This is a genomic window from Corynebacterium sp. HS2168-gen11 (genome assembly GCF_024834075.1).
Taxonomy (GTDB): domain Bacteria; phylum Actinomycetota; class Actinomycetes; order Mycobacteriales; family Mycobacteriaceae; genus Corynebacterium.
The window spans coordinates 129,405-150,159 of record NZ_JANUXR010000006.1; the positions used below are offsets into that span (position 1 = coordinate 129,405).

Annotated in this window: 17 protein-coding genes; 5 read left to right on the top strand and 12 right to left on the bottom strand. The window is 50.1% G+C overall.

The genetic code is table 11. The annotated features are described in order from the left end of the window. Positions 1–14: 14 nt before the first annotated feature. On the top strand, positions 15–1,334 hold the full coding sequence (locus tag NXS99_RS05935; protein WP_259287737.1) for an O-acetylhomoserine/O-acetylserine sulfhydrylase: 1,320 nt from the start codon (positions 15–17) through the stop codon (positions 1,332–1,334). 58 nt (positions 1,335–1,392) lie between these two features. On the opposite strand, the gene NXS99_RS05940 is transcribed toward NXS99_RS05935, so the two are convergent. The 6 genes from NXS99_RS05940 to NXS99_RS05965 form a co-directional block, all read right to left on the bottom strand. Continuing rightward, positions 1,393–2,223 (bottom strand): HtaA domain-containing protein, encoded by an 831-nt coding sequence (locus NXS99_RS05940; RefSeq protein WP_259287738.1) that lies wholly within the window; start codon positions 2,221–2,223, stop codon positions 1,393–1,395. Between the two features lie 86 nt (positions 2,224–2,309). Beyond that, positions 2,310–3,422, bottom strand: a complete 1,113-nt coding sequence (locus NXS99_RS05945) for an HtaA domain-containing protein (protein ID WP_259287739.1) — start codon at positions 3,420–3,422, stop codon at positions 2,310–2,312. Positions 3,423–3,429: 7 nt separating this feature from the next. Continuing rightward, positions 3,430–4,263, bottom strand: coding sequence for a heme ABC transporter ATP-binding protein (locus NXS99_RS05950; RefSeq protein WP_259287740.1), 834 nt, complete (start codon positions 4,261–4,263; stop codon positions 3,430–3,432). Then, positions 4,260–5,321 carry an iron ABC transporter permease gene (locus NXS99_RS05955; RefSeq protein WP_259287741.1) on the bottom strand — a complete coding sequence of 354 codons (1,062 nt, stop codon included), beginning with the start codon at positions 5,319–5,321 and terminating at the stop codon, positions 4,260–4,262. Before NXS99_RS05955 ends, NXS99_RS05950 begins: the two co-directional genes overlap by 4 nt. Beyond that, on the bottom strand, positions 5,302–6,378 hold the full coding sequence (locus NXS99_RS05960; protein ID WP_259287742.1) for a hemin ABC transporter substrate-binding protein: 1,077 nt from the start codon (positions 6,376–6,378) through the stop codon (positions 5,302–5,304). The genes NXS99_RS05955 and NXS99_RS05960 overlap by 20 nt, the downstream gene beginning before the upstream one ends. 43 nt (positions 6,379–6,421) lie before the next feature. Next, the gene (locus NXS99_RS05965) at positions 6,422–8,410 is read right to left on the bottom strand and encodes an HtaA domain-containing protein (protein ID WP_259287743.1); all 1,989 of its coding nucleotides are present in this window, start codon (positions 8,408–8,410) and stop codon (positions 6,422–6,424) included. Positions 8,411–8,574: 164 nt separating this feature from the next. On the opposite strand from NXS99_RS05965, the gene NXS99_RS05970 reads away from it, so the two are divergent. Both NXS99_RS05970 and NXS99_RS05975 read left to right on the top strand, forming a co-directional pair. Beyond that, complete coding sequence (locus tag NXS99_RS05970) at positions 8,575–9,060, top strand: hemin receptor (protein ID WP_259287744.1); 486 nt, start codon at positions 8,575–8,577, stop codon at positions 9,058–9,060. Positions 9,061–9,399: 339 nt separating this feature from the next. Beyond that, positions 9,400–10,521: a homoserine O-acetyltransferase gene (locus NXS99_RS05975; protein WP_259287745.1), complete on the top strand. Its 1,122-nt coding sequence runs from the start codon at positions 9,400–9,402 to the stop codon at positions 10,519–10,521. 35 nt (positions 10,522–10,556) lie between these two features. On the opposite strand, the gene NXS99_RS05980 is transcribed toward NXS99_RS05975, so the two are convergent. Genes NXS99_RS05980 through NXS99_RS05990 form a run of 3 tightly spaced genes read right to left on the bottom strand, consistent with a single transcriptional unit; the run spans position 10,557 to position 13,434 of the window. Beyond that, complete coding sequence (locus tag NXS99_RS05980; RefSeq protein ID WP_259287746.1) at positions 10,557–10,880, bottom strand: DUF3017 domain-containing protein; 324 nt, start codon at positions 10,878–10,880, stop codon at positions 10,557–10,559. Positions 10,881–10,916: 36 nt separating this feature from the next. Next, positions 10,917–11,768, bottom strand: coding sequence for a bifunctional methylenetetrahydrofolate dehydrogenase/methenyltetrahydrofolate cyclohydrolase (locus NXS99_RS05985; protein ID WP_259287747.1), 852 nt, complete (start codon positions 11,766–11,768; stop codon positions 10,917–10,919). A 58-nt stretch (positions 11,769–11,826) separates the two neighbouring features. Beyond that, positions 11,827–13,434 (bottom strand): cation:proton antiporter family protein, encoded by a 1,608-nt coding sequence (locus NXS99_RS05990; RefSeq protein WP_259287748.1) that lies wholly within the window; start codon positions 13,432–13,434, stop codon positions 11,827–11,829. Between the two features lie 32 nt (positions 13,435–13,466). Between NXS99_RS05990 and NXS99_RS05995 the strand changes: the two genes are divergently transcribed. Beyond that, positions 13,467–13,952 (top strand): tRNA (cytidine(34)-2'-O)-methyltransferase, encoded by a 486-nt coding sequence (locus NXS99_RS05995; RefSeq protein ID WP_259287749.1) that lies wholly within the window; start codon positions 13,467–13,469, stop codon positions 13,950–13,952. Between the two features lie 474 nt (positions 13,953–14,426). On the opposite strand, the gene NXS99_RS06000 is transcribed toward NXS99_RS05995, so the two are convergent. From NXS99_RS06000 to NXS99_RS06010, 3 genes are read right to left on the bottom strand one after another with little or no spacing between them, the layout of a single operon-like run. After that, the gene (locus tag NXS99_RS06000) at positions 14,427–15,890 is read right to left on the bottom strand and encodes a PH domain-containing protein (RefSeq protein WP_259287750.1); all 1,464 of its coding nucleotides are present in this window, start codon (positions 15,888–15,890) and stop codon (positions 14,427–14,429) included. Beyond that, positions 15,887–16,354 carry a PH domain-containing protein gene (locus NXS99_RS06005; RefSeq protein WP_259287771.1) on the bottom strand — a complete coding sequence of 156 codons (468 nt, stop codon included), beginning with the start codon at positions 16,352–16,354 and terminating at the stop codon, positions 15,887–15,889. The genes NXS99_RS06000 and NXS99_RS06005 overlap by 4 nt, the downstream gene beginning before the upstream one ends. A gap of 43 nt (positions 16,355–16,397) precedes the next feature. Next, positions 16,398–19,448 carry an error-prone DNA polymerase gene (locus NXS99_RS06010; RefSeq protein WP_396124828.1) on the bottom strand — a complete coding sequence of 1,017 codons (3,051 nt, stop codon included), beginning with the start codon at positions 19,446–19,448 and terminating at the stop codon, positions 16,398–16,400. Positions 19,449–19,819: 371 nt separating this feature from the next. On the opposite strand from NXS99_RS06010, the gene NXS99_RS06015 reads away from it, so the two are divergent. After that, positions 19,820–20,719, top strand: a complete 900-nt coding sequence (locus NXS99_RS06015; RefSeq protein ID WP_259287751.1) for a MetQ/NlpA family ABC transporter substrate-binding protein — start codon at positions 19,820–19,822, stop codon at positions 20,717–20,719. The last annotated feature ends 36 nt before the right edge of the window (positions 20,720–20,755 follow it).

Here is a 20,755-nt window from a genome sequence, read left to right on the forward strand (position 1 = left end):
CATAAGGATTACTCATGACAACTAAGTACGACAATTCCGCAGCTTCCTCCTGGAGTCTGGAGACTCAGGCAATCCACGCTGGCCAACCTTTAGACTCCGATACCGGCGCTCGCAACCTGCCGTTATACCTGACCACATCCTTCGTATTCGACTCTGCTGAACACGCCCGTCAGCGTTTCGCGCTCGAAGACATCGGCCCTGTCTACACCCGCCTGACCAACCCAACCACCGAGGCCTTGGAAAAGCGCCTGGCAGCCTTAGAAGGCGGCGTTTACGCAGTTGCGTTCGCTTCAGGCCAGGCTGCTGAAACCGCCGCGATCTTGAACTTGGCCGGCGCTGGCGATCATATCGTGACCTCCCCTCGCCTCTACGGCGGTAGCCACACCTTGTTCTCCGTGACCCTGGCGCGTTTGGGCATTGAATTCACCTTCGTCGAAAACCCTGATGATCCTGAATCCTGGCAGGCAGCGGTTCGCCCAAATACGAAGGCCTTCTATGGCGAAACATTCGCGAATCCTCAAGCAGACGTTTTGGATATTCCAGCGATTGCTGAAGTCGCGCACCGCAATAATGTGCCACTGATTGTTGACAACACGGTTGCCACGGCCGCTACGGTGCGCCCATTGGAGCTGGGGGCCGACATCGTGATTGTGTCCTTAACAAAGTTCTACACCGGCAATGGCTCAGTCATTGGCGGCGCGCTTATCGACGGCGGCACCTTCGACTGGACCGTCGAACGCGACGGAGTTCCAGTCCACCCAGTATTCGTCACACCAGATCCTGCCTACCACGGCTTAAAATATGCTGATCTTGGCGCTGCTGCCTATGGATTGAAAGCTCGTGTGGGCTTGCTGCGTGATACCGGTGCTGCCCTGTCCCCATTTAATGCTTGGGTGATTATCCAAGGCCTTGATACGTTGTTCCTGCGCCTGGAGCGTCACAACTCTAATGCACTGAAAGTTGCGACCTTCCTTGAAACGCACCCGAAGGTGGCGTCGGTAAGCTTTGCGGGGCTACCAAGCTCACCGTGGTTCCCTATTAAGGAAAAGTTGGGGCTGAAATATGCAGGTGCGCTGTTCTCCTTTGATGTTGTTGGTGGCCGTGACGAGGCGTGGAAGGTCATTGATGCGCTGAAGCTGCACTCAAACGTGGCTAATATTGGCGATTCGCGATCCCTGGTTATTCACCCAGCGACGACCACGCACTCGCAGTGTACCGAGCAGGAGTTGGCAAACGCTGGCGTTTCGCAGGCAACGATTCGTATTTCGGTGGGCATTGAAGATCCGGCCGATATTATTGAAGACTTGCGTCAGGCGCTCGAACAGCTTGATTAAACGCATATAGGGAAAGGGGTATCTTCTTAGCAAGATACCCCTTTCCCTATATGCAGAATTAGAACGGCAAATGAATACCAAACTTTGATCCAAAAGCCTTCAGCGCTGCCACAATTGCGCCGACTACCGCAAATGCGCCAGCAAACGCCGCAAGGACGACTTTCATGCGGTTTTCGTTGTCCACACTGGACTTATTGCCTTCACGATGCAGCTTGCCTTCTTCGGTAAAACGAACCAGCAAATCTGGCGCATCCAGCGCTGTACCAGGTGCGTATTTATCGCTTAAGAATGCATCCTGGAAGCCCTGTGCGGTCACAGCGGAATCGTTTTGCAGGAATTCATACCCACCGGCGTCGTTGGCAACCAGTGGTGCTGGCAGCGTGAACGTTGCAAAGGCAACGTCATCGCCAGTTTTTTCACCGTACTGTCCACTTGGCCCGTTGACCAATGCTTTTAAATCGCCCTTGGTGACATAGTCCACGGTAACCGTGACATTCGTACCCTTCACCTGAAGTTTGAAATCGGAAAGCGTGACGTCAAGGTCATAACGGTCCAGCTTCGCATTTTTGTGCCCTTGGAATGTCACGGTACCTTTCAGCGGTAACGTCGCATCACCATTTGGCTGGTAGATGGCATTGGCGGAATCAATGGGGAAATTAAATTCTTGCACACCGTTAGTTTTCGCCATTGATGCACCAGCTGAAGCGGTGACATGGCCACGGGCAATAATGCCTTGCATGTAGTTCACCAGCGATTTCCGAATACCCCACGTGAAGGTACCGCTGACAATCGACGGGTTTGGATTTTGTTGTGCGTGTGCTGGAACGGTGAGCGTCGTCAAGGCAAGCGTTGCGGCCAGCACTGGCGAGAGTATGCGGCGAGTGTTCATGAAATTTTCCTGATCTTTCCACGTAAATTGGGATAAAAAATGCTCCCACCTGCGCATAATAGCAACAAGTGGAAGCATATATGGGCTTATCGACGCGGCATGAACTTCTGCAAAGCGTCAATAATTGCCTTGCCTAAGATTGCCACGACACCAACAACGGAAATAATTGCAAGCACAATGCCCCAGATGCCACGACCCTTGGAAGCCGAAAGGCCATCCTGGTTGTTACTTGGCGCAGGAGTTGTAGTTGCGCTTGGCGTGGTGCTTGGGGTGGTGGTTGGAGTGGTGCTTGGGGTGGTGGTTGGAGTCTTCGTGCCTGCAGGAACCGGACCGGTAACAGACTCGATCAATGCAACCGTTGCAGCATCGAACTTCGTTGCTGCACCACGCTCGCCTGCATATTCACCAAGTTCGCCAGCTGCAACTTTACGGAGTGCCTCATCAGCGTTGCTCAAGCAAACTTCCTTGGTTTCCAGCTCAACGGTAATATCGTCAAACTCTGGTTTGTATTCTGGGCTGTAGATACCTAAAAATACGATGTCAACACCGTTAATGATATTTTTGTTAGCGTCGGTACCTGGCTGTGGAGCAATAGTCATGTCCTGGGCCTTCAACGAAACCGTATTACCGGTGGTGGTCCACTGCACCTTAGAATCGTCGGCACTCTTGGTAAACGTACCTTTGCCTTCCACCTTGGTATCGGCGTTACGATCCTCTGGCTTATAGCTGGTCATTTCTTTGCCAGGTACATAGAACCCGCGGTAAGAAACGCCTGCCTTCAGACCATCAGCTTTTGCAACGATGTATGGGGAAACCATGGTGGAATCCATAGAGCCTTTGTGTCCGGTGAAGGAGAGAACACTTGGCTTGGTGTGAATCACGGCATCTGTAACCACGCCGCTGCGACCTAAACGCACATAGGAAGTTGCATCATCAACTTCGAAATTGAAGGTGAATTGCTTGCTCTTAGGGTCACTACCGACTTCGGTAACCGCACCAGCCGTCTTCCAGGTACCGCGTGCGATCGGACCACGCACATACCCACGCCAAGAGTGCTTAATACCCCACTTAACGGTACCGGAAGTTACTGCCAAGACCTTGTCTTCGCACTGTGCGGTGTCCTGTGCATGTGCCACAGGAACAGTCAAACCCATGCAAGCTAATGCAGTTGCCAATGGCAGTGCAAGTTTCTTCATCATAAGAAATCTACTTTCTGTGAGAACAATGATTAACGTCAGTATTGCACAGTGTAATGAAATCCTGTGCAGATTCAGTTTCTTTTCTACGTTCTGGGTGTACACTGATGACCCCATCAACGTGCTTGACCTGGATAGGCCAACCATAAATACTGCTCAGTGTATCGTCAGTGTATACTTCCGACACACTGCCATCTGCTGCCACCGTACCATTTGCTAAACACACAATATGGTCGCAGTAGGCTGCTGCCGCATTCAAATCATGCAACACGACTATCACGGCCACCTGGGCAGTTTCAGCTATACGACGCACCAATCCAAGGACTTGCTCTTGGTGACGAATATCTAACGCTGCCGTAGGCTCGTCGAGCATAATCACCGGAGTTCGCTGCGCCAATACTCGCGAGAGTGCCACACGGGCACGCTCACCACCTGACAAAGTGGCAATATCCCGACCGGCAAGATGTAAGGTGTCGGTGGCCTGCAACGCAGCGTCGATAAAGGCATCATCCAAGGCAGCGAATGGGGTGCATTCCCAGGGACGACGTCCCATTGCGACTACATCTCGAACCAAGAACTCGAACGACACCGCTACATCTTGTAACATCACAGCACGAGCGCGAGCTAACTCCAGCGCTGATGCTTGTTGTGGATCTAGGCCTGCAACTCGTACAGTGCCACTCTTGTGAGGCAGATCGCCGCTGATGACAGCAAGCATAGTGGATTTGCCGGCACCATTCGGACCGATAAGTCCGGTCACTTGTCCAGGCTCCGCTACAAATGAGACATCGTGGAGTAAGACTTTGCCGTTGATTTCCAGTGTGACATCGCGAACTTCGATCATCGGATTCCCTTTCGCAACATGCGACGTAATAGAACGAAGAAGGTTGGGCCACCGACCAAAGCGGTAAAGATACCGATTGGCAGATCTGCGAATGGGATCACGGTACGAGCGGCGACGTCGGCAAGCGCGATGAGCACTGCTCCTGCCAGTGCGGAAGCTGGTAAAAGAATTTTATTTTCCGGCCCCACGATTGATCGCAATAAATGCGGCACAATCAAACCAACGAAGCCGATCAAACCAGCAAACGATACTGCACCTGCAGTTAAAACAGTCGAAGCTGCAATAGCAATAATGCGCAATCTGCCAACATTAATACCAGTATGGCACGCCGCGCGTTCACCAAGAGCCAGCACATCGAGTTGTTTGCCAAGGCGTAACGCCATCAGAATGCCAATCACCACGATTGGAATGACCACAAACACATGCTTCCATTGAGAACCGTTGAGCGAACCCATCTGCCAGAAAATAATCTGCTCACGATTCGCCGTCGGCGCAAGATACACCATGAAAGAGATCAAAGCACCACACACTGCGTTAATGGCAATACCAGTCAAGATTAGATTCACAACCGCTACTTTGCCTTGGCTGCGCGCAAGTTGATAGATGATCACCGTAACTAACACGGCAGAAACGAACGCTCCCAATGGAATGGTGAACGTACCTAAAATGCCAATATTAAACACAATCACCAAAGCTGCACCAACGCCGGCACCAGCAGTGACGCCGATAATCGATGGCTCTGCCAATGGATTGGCAAACACTGCTTGCATCAATGTGCCGGCAACTCCAAGTGCCGCACCAACCAGCAATCCGAGGAAGATACGTGGTAATCGAATCGACCAAATCACGTTGCCTGCTAGCTCAGTTTGGCCTGGACCTTTCAAAATCAGACCAGGCAGGTGCTGCAACGGTACATAAAACTGTCCAAGGACTACTGAAAGGACAACTGCTATGACCAGCAGTGCGAGCAAACTGCTAAAGGTTGCAATGCGGCGCTTATGGCGGCGTTGAAATACCTCTTCAGTAAACTGCGTGCTTTTATGCTTTGTCTGGTGCATAAATAGCCTTTGCTAGTCGTAATAACGTTTGTCCGGTCAGTGGGCCAAAGGCCAAAGACTGACCATCTGGCAAAGTAACAATTCGACGATTCTGGCCGGCAATTGTTTGCGCCACACCTGGGCGCTGCAGCAAACCATCGATGCCACCTGTCGATTCCAAACCACCGCTCATCATGATAATCACTTCAGGATTAATTTTTGCCAACGCTTCTGCATTGGCAGGTTCTGCATATGAAAGGTTGTACTTGGTACCAAGATCAATACCACCAACGCCTTCAATTAAGTCCTTAGCACCTGTACCTTCACCCATGATGAAGAACACACCACCATTACCGCGAGCGTATAAGAAGGCCATCCGAATTGGTTCAGCAGGAATCAATGCCTTGATCGCTTCTCGATCCTGTTCCAGTTCAGCAACCGAACGCTGCGCAAGTTGTTCTGCTTCTGCATCCAAGCCAACCACAGCACCAAGGGTTTGAATATCCTCAGCAATCGCATCGACCGTGCGTTTTGGTTCCATCACGACGGTGGTCACACCTGCAGCACGAATTTGATCGATAGCATCACGTGGCCCGATCGAGTGATCAACGATGACGACAGTTGGGTGCAAGGACAGCACTGCCTCAACGTTAATATTGTGACCACCTTGGGTTACAACTGGAAGATCTGCCAGTGATTGTTCTGTAGAAGAAACGGTACGACCTACGATGTTCCCACCCAGTCCAAGGCCAGTCAGCGTCTTTGTGTAGGTACCGTAAATATCAAGGGCGAGAATACGCGAGACATCAGTAACCTCAACGTCATAACCGTCAGCATCGGTCAGCGAAACTGGCAGTGCTGGGCTGACGTTGGTAGAAACTGGCACAACCTCATCAAATTCAGTGACATGAGTAACCCCAGTAAAGGTACGTGGATCACTTAAATCTGTTGCCTGTGGCAGTGATTCTCGCAGTTCAGCAGTGGTATCAAGGGCACCTTGGACGCCACAAGCAGATAATGCAAGCGCGCATACGATGGTAGTCACGAAGGCTCGAATCGCTGTCACGGTAGGTTTCATAGGTATGTTCACAATCTTTGGAATCAGGTTGAGGTGAGTTGGTTTAAGCAGGATGGCTGATCGCTAAACGGCCCATCGAGCCACCCGCGATAACGAAGGCCAAAACTGTAAGCAAGATATAAAGCTCTGGTCGCATTACGCCACCTTCGCCAAAGCCTTTTGCGGTTTGAGCAGACTTGTTAATTTTAAACTTCTTCGAACCATCCTCATACCCCACAGTACTGGTCGAGGCATCATCAAACTTCACTGCATCAGCGCCGCCTTCAGCAGCGGCAGCACCATTACCTTGCGCTAATAATTCTGCAGCTGATGGACCATTGGAATTACCACCCGCAGCAGTTTGCGCTGCAGCACTACCCTGTCCACCAGCACAGTTTGCTTTCGCGGAAAGGTTGGCAGAGAACTGCAAAGGATCAAGTGCGGTACCTGGCTCATAGAATCCAGCGAAAGCCTTCGCACCAGCATCGGTTAGCGCCACGCTTGCGGCACCAGATGCCTGAGAATCAGAGACATTCAAGCTGTTAAAGGAAAGGTTTGCCAACGCCACACGACCAAAATTCGTGACCTTGCCGGAAGTATCGGAAGAAATGACATTAGCGACCAGCGATCCACTATTGCCTGCAAACTGAATTTCTAAGTTGGTGATTTGCAGGTTCAAAATTCCGTGGTGACCACTGAATTTAATGCCACCACCAAAGGCAATGGTGCCTGATTTTGTAGCTGCATCAACTGCGCCAGATTGACCATTGAAATGGAACTGACCTCCACTATGGTTGACGCCTGAAAGACTCCATGAACCCTTCGCAATCGAGCCAGTAATATACGACTGGAACGATTTTTTCACTCCCCAAGCGGCCTTCGCATTGCTAATACCATGAGCTGACGTCGCACTACAGACAGCTGCAGAACCACCGCCACTCGCTGCACCGTTTGCAGAGGCATCGCTTGTAGATGCACCACTGGTGGAAGCACCCGCCGAACCACTTGATACGGTTACACCACTGCCAGCTTGGGTTACCGAACTCTCCGATGCCGTGGTGCCGGTTCCAGCAGCTGTACCAGTTTGCGTACCAGCAGCTGTACCAGTTTGCGTACCAGTCGTGGCACCTCCAGTTCCGCTCGCAGCTTGCGTGGTGGTTGTTGTATTCGTACCTGTGAAACTATCGAGATTGTTTTGGAAGGTCTGTACGTTACACATCAACGTGTTCAACCCACCAAAAGCGTCATTTAGTTCAGACACCATCCCAAAAATTTCTTTATTGGCGCCAGTAAACTCACCTTTGAGACGGCTAAACTCAACACATTTATTGTTTGAGGTAGTAGCCCTATTTAAGGTGTTCGTCGATGAAGAGGATCCCCCTGCACAGCTGCCATCAAGCTTGACGACGCCAGCAGTCGGGTCCATTGCAGCCCCAGCATCATATGCAAGAAAAAGTTTATGGCCTTCTTCGGTCAATGTCGTAGTGCCAGATAAGTCAATAATGCCGGTATCGGTTGCTGCTGGATAGTTTAAATCGATAGTAATGAGAGCAACGTCGTCGCCTTGAATTGGCTCGCCACGTTTAGTCTTGTCCACCATATCGGAGGTATAGGAAAGATAATCCACAATCAAGGTAGCAGTGCTGCCTTTAACGTCGAGCTTGAGATCACTGATCTGCATGTCCAGCAAGTCAGGACCACCGTAGTTGTGCCCTTTAAAATGCAGCTTGCCATTGAGCGGGATCGTAGCATCAGTTGTGTTATGAATAGTGGCCTTTTGGGGAGTAAACGTGAATGCACTGGACGCACCACGTGCGTCTCCCACAAATCCCACATCTGTCGAAGAATTCCAATTGCCTTTCGCAATTGGTCCTTGAATGTAGCTACGGAAAGCCTGCTTCACACCCCATTGAAATGAACATGTACTTTGTGCATGCGCTACTGGAGCAGTAGTCACCGGCAGAGCCAACAACGGTAGTCCTACGAACACTGGAACGGATAGTAATCCAATGATCCGAGTACGAACGTTTCGTGAAGTAGCTACAACTGTCATGAAACCTCTGCTCTCCTGTTCTAAAAATGACTGTCATAAACTTACCAGCAACGTATGCTACACGTGCTTCCAGTTAGGTAAAGCTTCGCAAACTTCTCGCGTCATGTATAGGCTACACTTAGTTTCAAAAGTTTACATACTCCAGAAAGTATATGATGGCTACCATGAATGCGCTGACTATGAACGCTTTTCACAACCTTTACCCTGATGTTGACCCTACACAAAGCCTCCCCCTAACGAGGGTAGAACGTTTGTCAATCGCAGCTGCCGGCGGCCTCACTTCCTTTGGTTTTACCTTTGGTGACATCATCTTTGCCGGTACAGGCCTTGCATTACTCATCTTTACCTCCATTGCCCCCGGAGTTAAAACCGCACGTCGTATCCGCAAAGAAGCACGTGACCGTTTCCCACAGTTAGATTGGCAAGAAAAAACAAGTTTGAGCCCGACGAAAATCCTCATACTCATGAGCTTATTCTGGATCACTATTATTGTGATAAATATCTCTATTTTCTGGTACATGCCAAAACAGTGGCATCTGTACGGTTCTCTCGCAGCGGCGCTACTTACCGTCATGCTCCTGTGGATCATGCCAGGCACCAGCCCACTATGGTCCGCTTCGCGACATACCAATCAACCCTCGACGCCCTAGCGGGCCACGTGTCACCCAAATACAAACACTGAAAACAAGCTAAGAACAAGCAACTTTCTACACTGGCGTGCAAGTAACTGACTTGCACGCCATACATCTGCACGTCATCCGGCAAGATTCAGACCCTCGCAAAACAATTCACGCACCTCTATCCCCCACTCCTTGCCGCTACCCCTACCCACATCGCAGCAATCACCCGATACCAACACTTTCAGTGAATATATTTTCCAGCATCTCGGCAGAGGAATACGCTTTTGTTTCCCCTCAAAACATAAACTAGACCAAGCTGTACAGTTATGATGAGTTATCCTCCCTTTTCCTTACCTATAAGGTTGCTTCATGACTGCTCTCAACACCACTGGTGCACGCACACTGGCTCAGATTGGCAGCTTTACCACCGAAGCTGGTGTCACCATCCCTGAAGTCACCCTTGCTTATCAAGCATGGGGTACTTATCGTGGCGATAACCTTGTCTTGGTTGAACACGCACTCACAGGCGATTCCAATGTCGCTTCTTGGTGGGGTGAGTTACTCGGGCCAGGTAAACCACTTGATACTGATCAGTACTGCATCGTGTGCACCAATGCGCTTGGTGGCTGCCAAGGTTCGACGGGACCATCGAGCATCGCTCCCGATGGAGCAGCCTGGGGATCGCGGTTTCCAGCGTTGTCCGTCCGAGATTTGGTGCGCGTCGAAAAGCAGTTTTGTGATCAGCTTGGAATCCATCAGATCCGTGCCATTATCGGAGGATCCATGGGTGGTGCACGGACTTTAGAGTGGACATTGCTGTACCCGGAAATGCTTGGAGCCGCCCTCGTGTTTGCAGTTTCGGCGCGTGCGAGTGCATGGCAAATCGGAATCCAAACGGCGCAAATTGATGCAATTACTGCAGATCTTAATTGGCAGGGTGGTGATTATTACCAAGGCGATCACCCCAATGCGGGGCTAGCCGCCGCGCGACGTATCGCCCATTTAACCTACCGTGGCGAGCTAGAAATTGATGAGCGTTTCGGCACCGACGCGCAGCCTGGGGAGAATCCGTTGGCAGCTTATCGACGCATGGACCAGCGGTTTGCAGTGCAAAGTTATTTAGAACATCAAGGGCGCAAACTCACCACACGTTTCGATGCTGGTAGTTACGTGATTCTCACAGAAGCGCTCAACCGACACGACATTGGGCGCGATCGTGGTGGATTAAATAAGGCGCTGGCAAGTTGCCAAGTACCAACCATGATCGCAGGGGTAGATACCGATATTTTGTACCCTTACCACCAGCAAGAACACCTTTCACGCAATATTGGGTCATTGCTGGCGATGGCAAAAATTTCGTCCCCAATCGGCCACGACGCATTTTTATCCGAAACTCGCCAAGTTGGACGCATCATTCGACACTTCTTCCTACTTGCCGCCGAAGAAACCGACGACGACGGCCTGAGCATTACCCCAGCCCCGCGTCGGTAAACATCGCTCGTCGCGTTTTACTTTGCGACGAGCTGCTAGCTGCCGAGTGAGTCTACCGAAGCCGATAAAAACAACATCAATGCGCCCATGCCAAGACAATACGCGCTATCAAAAACACGACTTCGCACAGCCAAGACACCAAGAATGCGAGAATCGCAGGTCAAGCGCACCCCAGCGAGCCACACTAGTGCCACGCCAAGGCTAAAAGTAGCCCGGCGCCAATGCTCAAAATACGCAAATAGACCTGAGGCAATCACAAGCAACACGAATGCCCCCACAGCCGCCTTCTGAAGCGCGGTGGGGATTCGTGAAGGTGCGAGATTCACATCATGCGGATTATCCAACGGTGACCATCTCACGCGTGGATGCTTCGGTAGTTGCGGCACGATTAATCGTTATTTTGCCAGTGCTTCTGCGCGTTCCACAACGTTACGAACTAAGAATGCACGTGTGAGTGGACCAACACCACCTGGATTCGGAGAAACATAGCCCGCCACATCCCAAACATCCGGGTGGACGTCGCCAAGCAGTTTGCCATCGACACGAGATACTCCCACGTCCAAGACAGCGGCACCAGGTTTGACCATATCTGGAGTAAGCATATGGCCAACACCTGCGGCAGCGACAATAATATCGGCTTGTAGAGTTTCCTGAGCTAAATCAACAGTACCGGTATGGCACAAGGTAACTGTCGCATTTTCGCTGCGACGCGTCAGCATCAAACCAATCGGACGACCAACCGTCACGCCACGGCCGATAACCACAACCTTTTTACCATTGGTTTCCACGCCAAAGCGTTTGAGCAATGAGATCGCACCATTTGGCGTGCATGGGAGTGGAGCTGGCTCGTTTAAGACCAGTTTGCCGAGATTCACAGGATGCAAACCATCAGCATCTTTCGCTGGGTCAATTCGCTCGAGAACTGCATTTTCATCCAAATGCTTCGGCAGTGGCAACTGCACGATATATCCAGTACAAGCTGGATCAGCGTTGAGCTCATCAATGACGCGATGGAGCTCTTCTTGACTAACATCTGCTGGCAAGTCGCGTCGAATTGAACGCACGCCAACGAGCTCACAGTCGCGATGCTTCATCTTCACATAAGAATGTGAGGCTGGATCATCACCAACGAGTACGGTTGCCAGGCCAGGAACAATCCCCTTTTCCTTCAGCGCTTTGGTGCGCTCGATGAGGTCTTCAAAGATTTCATCACGATAGAGGTTGCCATCAAGTTTAGTTGCAGTCATGCCTGACATTATTCCATGTAGCGTTCATTCGTGCACACTGAAATTCCCAGTGATCATGCTACTCAGTCAGCGGAAGATCTTTCGGATCGGAATGCAACGCCCGGTAGGCAACGTCGGCAAGCTCAGTACCAGCACCAGAATACAGATCGACGCAGGCATCAACTCCGAAATCAATCAGCTGACGCGTACGCTGATCGTATTTCGCAATTGCAGCGGTAACGAGATTAATTCCTTGGCTTTGCAATAATGATAATGCCTCAAGGTTCGCAAAGTGATCTGGCATGGCAAGCACAAGCAGGCGTGGACCATCACTCTGGGCAGTCACCCGCGCCCACAGATCGGGATCCGTTGCATCACCGTGGAAGACCGAATATCCCAGCGCACGCATTTTCTGCACACGAACTTCGTCGTGCTCAATGCCAGCAACTTTCATGTGATACGCACGTGTGAGCTGATTATAGGCACCAACGCCTAATCGCCCCATACCTAAGATGATCACATCGTAGCCAGCCAAACTCAATGGACGCTCGTCAGGAACCAATTTCGCAAGATCGCGACTCGGCAGAATTGAAATAAAGTGATCAAGGAAATCACCCGACTTCAGCTTCGCAACCGAAGACAAAACAAACGAACCAGCAACGGCAAGTGCCATAATTTGTACCCACGTACCAGACAGCATGCCGCGTTGCACTGCCAGGGCGGCAACAATCAAACCAAACTCAGAATAGTTCGCCAATGCGCCTGCGGTGAGAATTGCTGTACGACGACTCATGCCTAACTTGTACAAAATGCCGATAAACATCGCAGCCTTCAGCGGCAACAGCAAAAGCAAGACACCTGCGAGAATAAAACCTGCCGTATTTGGTAAACCACCCAAACCAATTTCAATAAAGAAGCCGACCAGGAGCAATTCGCGAACACTGGTCAGTGCTTCGTAGAGGCGACCGGCAACTGGATGCCCAGAAAGCACCAAGCCCATGACCAAAGCACCGAATGTGCCAGAGAGACCTGCAAGTTCGAATAATGCGTAGGCGCCAATAGCGATCGTGACACCTGAAAGCACAAGCAATTCGACTCGATAAATACGGTCCGGCAGTTTCTTCATAAACGGACGGACCAGCGGCAAAGCCACCAATGCTACTGCCCATGGTTTTGGCGTGTGGCCACTTGCGGCGACTAAGAACATCACTGCAAAAATATCTTGCAGCACCAGCACACCAACCGCGATTTGGCCTACACGAGAACGTGCACGACCAGTTTCTTCCAACAGTGCGATAACAAAAACAGTTGAAGAGAAGGAAGACGCCAAGCCCACAAGCAATAAGGCTGTCCAGCCGGTATGCGCGAACACCGCAAATGGTAAGAACGAAAGAATTGCAAAAATTCCTGCATACACAAGGACATTTGCGACGGCATGCCCAACGGCAGTACCCACAATGCGCACTTTGGTCAGCATGCGAACGTCCAAGTGTAAGCCAATGGTAAACAGCAAAACTGCTACACCGACTTCTGCAACTTCAGATAATCCAGGGACATGCTCAACACCGACTGTACTTAATCCGAAACCAGCGGCGAGAAATCCAACCAGTGGTGGAAGTCGAAGTGCAGACGCACCAAGACCTCCGATAATTGCAACAATCGCGGGTAACAGTATCTCCTCAGGCATACTTTCCCATAGTAATGACTACTATTAGATACATGCCACTTCTACATGTTGTTTTTGACCAGCCCTGCATCCCCCCGAATACTGGAAACGCGATTCGTATGTGCGCGGGCACAGGTGCGCACCTTCACTTAGCTGGCCCATTGGGTTTTGATATGCAAGAAAAGAACCTCCGTCGTGCAGGCTTGGATTATCACGACCTCGCTGATGTGACGGTATATGAAAACTTAGAGGCATTCTTTACAGCCGTGCCAGATAGCCGCGTCTTCGCATTTACTTCACAAGGAACTGTGCATCACTCGGATATTGAATATCAGCCAGGCGATGTGTTGTTATTTGGCACCGAACCAACCGGTTTAGAACCAGCCACACTGCTCCACCCACGAGTGACGCAACTTGTGCGGATTCCAATGCTGCCAGGACGTCGGTCTATGAATCTTTCCAATGCGGCTGCAGTTGCCACCTATGAAGCATGGCGACAACTGGGCTATGTAGGTGCTGCTGAGCTGGAGCAAAGCTAGTCCCCTATTCAGGAATCTGCTGCGAAACGCTAGGTAAGGGCGTAGCTCTAGCTCTGCATAGGCATAGCGTGAGCGGTTGTGTAGTGCGGCGGCGTGGTGGTGGCGTTCAGTGGTGCCACTGGTGGCGCGGCAGGTACGGTGGTCTCGCGAGTCTGGCAGCGGGTTGCTAGCGGTAAGTTGCTGACGGTACGGTGATGTGACTTACGGCAGAGCTGACGAAGTCGCGGCACACCTCAAGCTGCCATTCTCAAAAAAACGGACACACCCAAGGATCAAGGATATATACGGTACGCACTGCCAGATGTACAACACCTTATTTACAGCGATGACATGCACATCGCTTTCCATCGAACGCATCTTATATAGATTTCCCAGCATCCTAGTGTTGCATCACGTTTCTCGACTATTGCCAACTATAACTTTTAGAGAACGCGAAGCAAGCTCACGGTTTGATCAGAATGCTACCCATTAACGTTAAGTTTCCACCGAGTCGGTCGAGCTCGTTGATGGGATCTCTGCTATCTCCACAGGGGCAGTCTCTGCTGAACCAACAGCGCAATTTTCACCAACTGTTCTAGATTCTTGACGAATATCCTTCTGCACAGCCATCTCAGTTGCACCATCACTAGGGTCTTCATGCCCCATCTGCAGAGCCTGCTTAGGCGCGGCATGTCGAGCAGCTAGCGATGCCCCATAATCAATTTTTTCTTGCAGCCGAGTAAACAACTCATGTGCGTCTTCGAGCTTCAAGTCACGCCCTGCCATTGATACTGGCCCACGTACGAAGTGAAGTTTCACTGTCGCAATTTTGAGCAGGCGTTGCAGCGGACCAGTTCGAATATCAATTTCTTGAATGTGACGCCGGAACGTCATTGCCCACGTACGGCCAATGCGACCACGATATTCCACTGCGTAGGTGTCATCAAGCAAGAATGCTTGTCGTTTCCAGTCGATCGGTGAAACCCACCGTGCACGTTTTGGACTGCGATAATCTGGTTGATCAGGAATTTCAAGAGGATCACGGCTTTCACCCATGATGATTTTCACCAGTTGCATAGCAGTTTCCTTGCTACCGACTGGCAAAACAGTCATGCCGTCGAAACGCTCACCGTAGCCTGCGACGGAAACTTGTACTTTCCACCATCCAAACGGACGCCATAATACTGGTTGCCAGACCACAATTGCATGCGAACGTCCGATATTAAGCACTTTGCGCTGCAAATTGGCCAAGCCATACGACACGACAATGGTATTCCCAATTTGACGTGCAGTGAATTGATATGCGTTATCAATTGTGCGCCAAATATTTGGCACCGTACCAACAAACATTGGAATCAAAGCTGCTAAGGAGATGTCGGTTAACTGTGCTGAAAATGTCAGTATCACGGTGGCTACTGCACTTTTGCTCAGCAAAGATGAAATTAATGAACGGTACACCGGAATTGGTGGTACCAGTACAACGCCGACTTCTTCTTTACCGAGCAGTTGCTCTTTGAGCTGCTCTGCTTCTCGACGCCGCAAATATGCAATTTCCACACGCGACTGCAAACCTCCGGCGGTTTCAACCCGTACTGCCGCCAGCCCAAAAATTCGAGCATGGAATGGTTGCACCACATCAATTGCCTGCGTTCGATCAAGCGGCGCGCTGCGAACTTTTTTCGATAATAATCCCCAGCGGTAAATGACTGTGTCTTCAGTAACGGTGTAGCTAATTGCTCGCCACCATAGTGAGGACGCTGCAATTGCAATGCCAAACACAATCAGGAAAATACCTGCTGCCTCTCCTACTTCTCGTATATCATGCGAGGCGAGCTGGCGTATGAGGCCGAACGTGGTATCGCTAAAGGTAGTCGTGGCGAACAAGACCAACGCAAAAATAACACTCCACGTTTGCAGCGCTGGCGTGAGCGGATGTACTCGATGATATTGTTCAGTCACAGGTCGATCATCTTTTCTTTGGCTCGCAGGGCAACCCGATCACGCAATGCATCTGCAATTTCTGCCGGCAAGCCAGAGACATGGGAATCAGAAGTTGGCGATGCTGTATTCAGTGTGAGCGTTTTTAACCCATACTTGCGTTCAAATGGACCTTGTCGCACGTCCACGTATTGCACGCGACCATACGGCACAATGGTGAACGTTTTCCACAACTTTCCTTTTTGAATCAGCAAATCTTCTTCAGTTTCGGCCCATCCGAGGTTTTTGACTTGTTGAGGAATCAGCCACAATTGCCAGATCAAAATCGCGAGACCAATACCTGCTCCACTCCAACCCCACCAACTGCCGTTGAAGAATACTGACCAAATCACACTCGCAAGTGTGGGCACAATAATCCACGGTAATCGTGCAAAATAACGCACTTGAGTCAGATGCGGTGAAACAGGTTGTATCGGTGTATCCATCATTGTTCCAATCCTGGGAAACTGAAAAAGAAATTAACGCATGTTATCGATAATTCCTTGCATGTGTTGCAATCGCAGCAACATTTTCCAGTATTTCTATACGATCTGCAATCACAGCAGCTGCTCCTGTGCGATTTTGAATAATTCCCCGCACAATCAACGCCGGTGCGGTATTGGCACAGCCCTTATACTTTTGCCAAACCGGAGCCTTGACGACGATATTAATCAATCCAGTTTCATCCTCCAAACTCAAAAACACCACATTATGAGCACTGCTTGGTCGTTGACGATGGGTCACAATGCCTGCTACACAGATCCGCTTCCCGTCTTCTTGAATACGTAATTGATCTGCCGGAACAACCTGTCGCGTTGTGAATGATTCTCGCCAAATACTCATAGGATGACGATCATGCGTGACTCCTGTGCTGTGCAGTTCAGCCGCAATGAGTTCTTGTAAGGAAAGCCCCGGCAATGGTGGGCTTTGTACCATCGAAAGCCCTGGAAGCATATCGGGTTGTTCGGTTGCTGCAATGCCTGCTTGCCACAAGGCTTGCCGGTGGTTGAGACCCCAAGATCGAAATACTCCGGCTTTGGCTAAGATTTCAAGCTGATGCACGCCAAACCCAGTACGACGCGCAACATCAGCCATATCTCTAAAAGGTGTATCGACCTCGAGTTTCTCAGGATGTGCAAGCCCTTGAATATGGTGAAATCCTAATCGAATAGCATCACCTTCAATTGTGGTGGCAACCTGAGAAGCTGCAATATCAACCGGCAAGATGCTAATTCCATGGCGTCTTGCGTCGGCAAGCAGCGACTGCGGTGAATAAAAGCCCATTGGTTGGCATCGTAATAATCCGACATAAAACGCAAGCGGATAATGATATTTCATCCACGCGGAAAAATACACAATCGCAGCAAATGATTGCGCGTGGGATTCTGGAAACCCATACGTGGCAAAGGCCAAAATCTTTTGCCATAACGAGTCTGCAGCAGCACCTTGAATACCGTTGGTGGTTTGTAGGCCCTGATAAAACCTCTGTTTGAGCCGTTGCATTCTTTCTTCGGAACGTTTTGCGCCCATGGCTCGACGGAGTTGATCGGCTTCGCCTGCAGTTAATCCTGCTGCATCCACTGCAATTTGCATGAGTTGTTCTTGGAATAAAGGAATACCAAGTGTTTTTCCTAAGGCTTTTTCAAGAACAGGGTGTTCATAGGTGATTGGTTCTTCACCGTTGCGGCGGCGTAAATATGGATGCACACTTTCGCCTTGAATAGGACCTGGTCGCACGAGTGCCACTTCTACGACGAGATCGAAAAAACATTGTGGGCGCAGGCGCGGCAGCATCGACATTTGTGCACGGGATTCTACTTGGAAGACTCCTACCGAATCTCCAGCGCTTAGCATTCGATACACGCCTGGATCTCGCATGTCGAGGTCCCATAACTGAATCGTGACGCCATAATGCTTCGCGACAAGATCAACCATGACGTGCAATGCTTCCAGCATTCCTAATCCAAGCAGGTCAAATTTAACAAGTCCAGCAGTCGCGCAACCTTCTTTATCCCATTGCACGATACTGCGACGTTGTTTGCGCGCCCATTGAATAGGCACAACATCAGCAAGCGGTCGATCACAGATCACCATGCCACCTGCATGAATACCTAAATGCCTTGGGTGCTCTAACAAGCGTTGCGCCAAGTCTTCAACATACGAAGGCGGCGCTTGTACCCCACGTGACCACTGATCGATTATTCCTTGTGGGAACCCCAATACGCGGCCAATATCGCGAACTGCACCTTTACGCTGGTAGGTAATGACATTTGCAACTTGCGCAGCATTGTTTCTGCCATAGGTGGCAAAAACATACTGGATTACTTCTTCCCTCCTGCCTGACTCAAAGTCAATATCAATATCCGGTGGTCCTTCACGATCGACAGATAAGAAGCGTTCGAACAACAACCCTGCTGTAATTGGTTCAACATTTGTAATTCCTAAGGTGAAGCACACGGTGGAATTTGCTGCTGAACCGCGACCTTGGCACAAAATATTATTTCGCTTGGCGTAATCCACAAGGTCCATGACAATTAGAAAATAGCCGGCGAATCCGAGCTCTTGAATCACTGCTAGTTCATGTGTGATTTGGGCACGCGCTTGTGCCGCCGTCGCAGCGTCACGACTACGATACCGTTTTGGGAATCGCTGCCAGACACATTTCGCAAGCCAACTATTTTCATCATGTCCTGGAGGTGTTTGCCATTTTGGAAGATTGGCAGACACTAATTTCAGTGGGAAACTACATGCTTGCGCCAACTGTTGTGCAGTCTGAAACCCTTGATGGAGATGTTTTGGCAGGACCGCGGCCATTTCTGACACAGTCCTGACCCAACGCGCGCCAGCAGGATGCAGCTGTGTATACGATTCTGATACTGTTTCTCGTCTGGCTAAAGATTGTTTGAGTTGTGCGATTGGCCCGTCAGCTACGGTTGCTGCTTCAGGTTGTGCAGTAATGATGAACTGTATATCTGTGCCGAATTTTGCACGTGCAGCGTCAAGGTTTCGATATTGATCAGCATCATCTGGAAGAAACGAGACTACGTATTCTAAGACGATGTTGTGCCTGCCGAAAGCGTCGATAAGCTCAGCTAAGCGTGGGATCCATTGGTGATGCACGAGGATATAACAACTATCATCGAGCCATTGCGCGATTTCCTTTAACGATGGATACACCACGGTATCTGCAGTTCCTGTCATATGCGCATGCGAAATTAGTGCAGATAATCGCTGATAACCATGTGGATTTTTACAAATACAAGATAAGACCGCATAGTCTAACGAAAGTTCCGCACCCCATACAGGTGAAATATCATGTTCTCGCGCAGCTTCAGCAAACTCGGTTGCACCATAAAAACCATCTCTATCCTGCAAACATAGATATTCTAGGCCAGATTGTTTTGCCGCAATTACCATCTGCTCCGGCGAGGATGCACCATGCAAAAAATGATAATACGAACATCCGTGAAGCTCCCCTCCAAGTGGCGATGAATAAAATCGAATATACGTGCCATCGAGAGAATCTTGAGACGGCCCCAAATTGCAGGAAATAGCACGGTCTAGACCGTCCGACTTGTCCGGTAATATATTGTTATACTGGCAAGAACAGAAATCCCTGCCAGACAATCCCCCTTTATCTTGCATAGCGTTAGTATATATGACTGAATCGAACATGTGTACTATAAAAATTGAAACATAAAATAGACCAAGCTGTACAAACAAAACACAACCCGCTACGCTTCCTCCATAGGTTCACAACATCAACTTGATGAGATCCATCAACAGCAGCTTTTAGTGACCTTGTAGAAGATCTAAATGTTGCAGATGAAAGCCCACATGGAACATTTCATACCAAGGGGTCTAGTGAACAATGAAAACCTTTCAAAAAACCAAGAAAAGAGATTTACATCATGTCCTTCACGTTCAAGCGCACTATTGCTCTTACCGCTGCCGCACTCTTTGCTACTACCGGCTTGGCGGCTTGCTCTAGCTCCGATTCCAACGAGGCAGCTGCTGACGGCACTGTTACGCTTCGCATTGGCACCACGGACGCTACTCGCAAATCTTGGGTGGAGCTGTCGAAGCTTGCAGAGGAAAATGGCATCAAGCTCGACATTGTAAGCTTTGCTGATTATTCCACTCCTAACTTGGCACTTTCCCAGGACAAGTTAGATGTGAACTTGTTCCAGCACCTGAAGTTCTTGGCTGAGTACAACGTCGGTAATAACGATGATCTGGTTCCAGTTGGTGCAACCGAGGTTGTTCCTTTGGCATTGTTCTGGAAGGGCCATAGCTCTCTTGACGGTATCGAAGGTGAAACCATTGCAGTACCAAATGATCCTTCAAACTTAGGTCGCGCAATCAACGTTTTGGTACAGGCAAAGCTGATCACCTTGAAGCCAGAGGCACAGGGCTTGGTTACCCCAACCGAAGCTGATATCGATGAAGCAAAGTCCAAGGTTTCCATCTTGACTGTTGATGCAGCTCAGACCACTGCTGCTCACGGTGAAGGTAAGCCAGCAATCATCAACAACAACTTCCTTGAGCGCGCTGGTATCAACCCACAAGATGCAGTATTCAAGGACGATCCTGCTGCCCCAGAGGCTGAGCCTTATATCAACGCTTTCGTTGTTCGCGCAGAGCACAAGGACGACGCTAACGTAAAGAAGCTTGCTGAGCTGTGGCACGATCCTAAGGTTTTGGCTGCAGTAGCAGAAGACACCAAGGGTACTTCCGTACCAGTTCAGCGCACCCAGGAGGAGCTCATTGAGATCCTCAAGCGCCTGGAAGATCAAAAGCGCAACTCCTAATTTGCTCGAACACTCCTAAGAAGTTTCTCGCACATC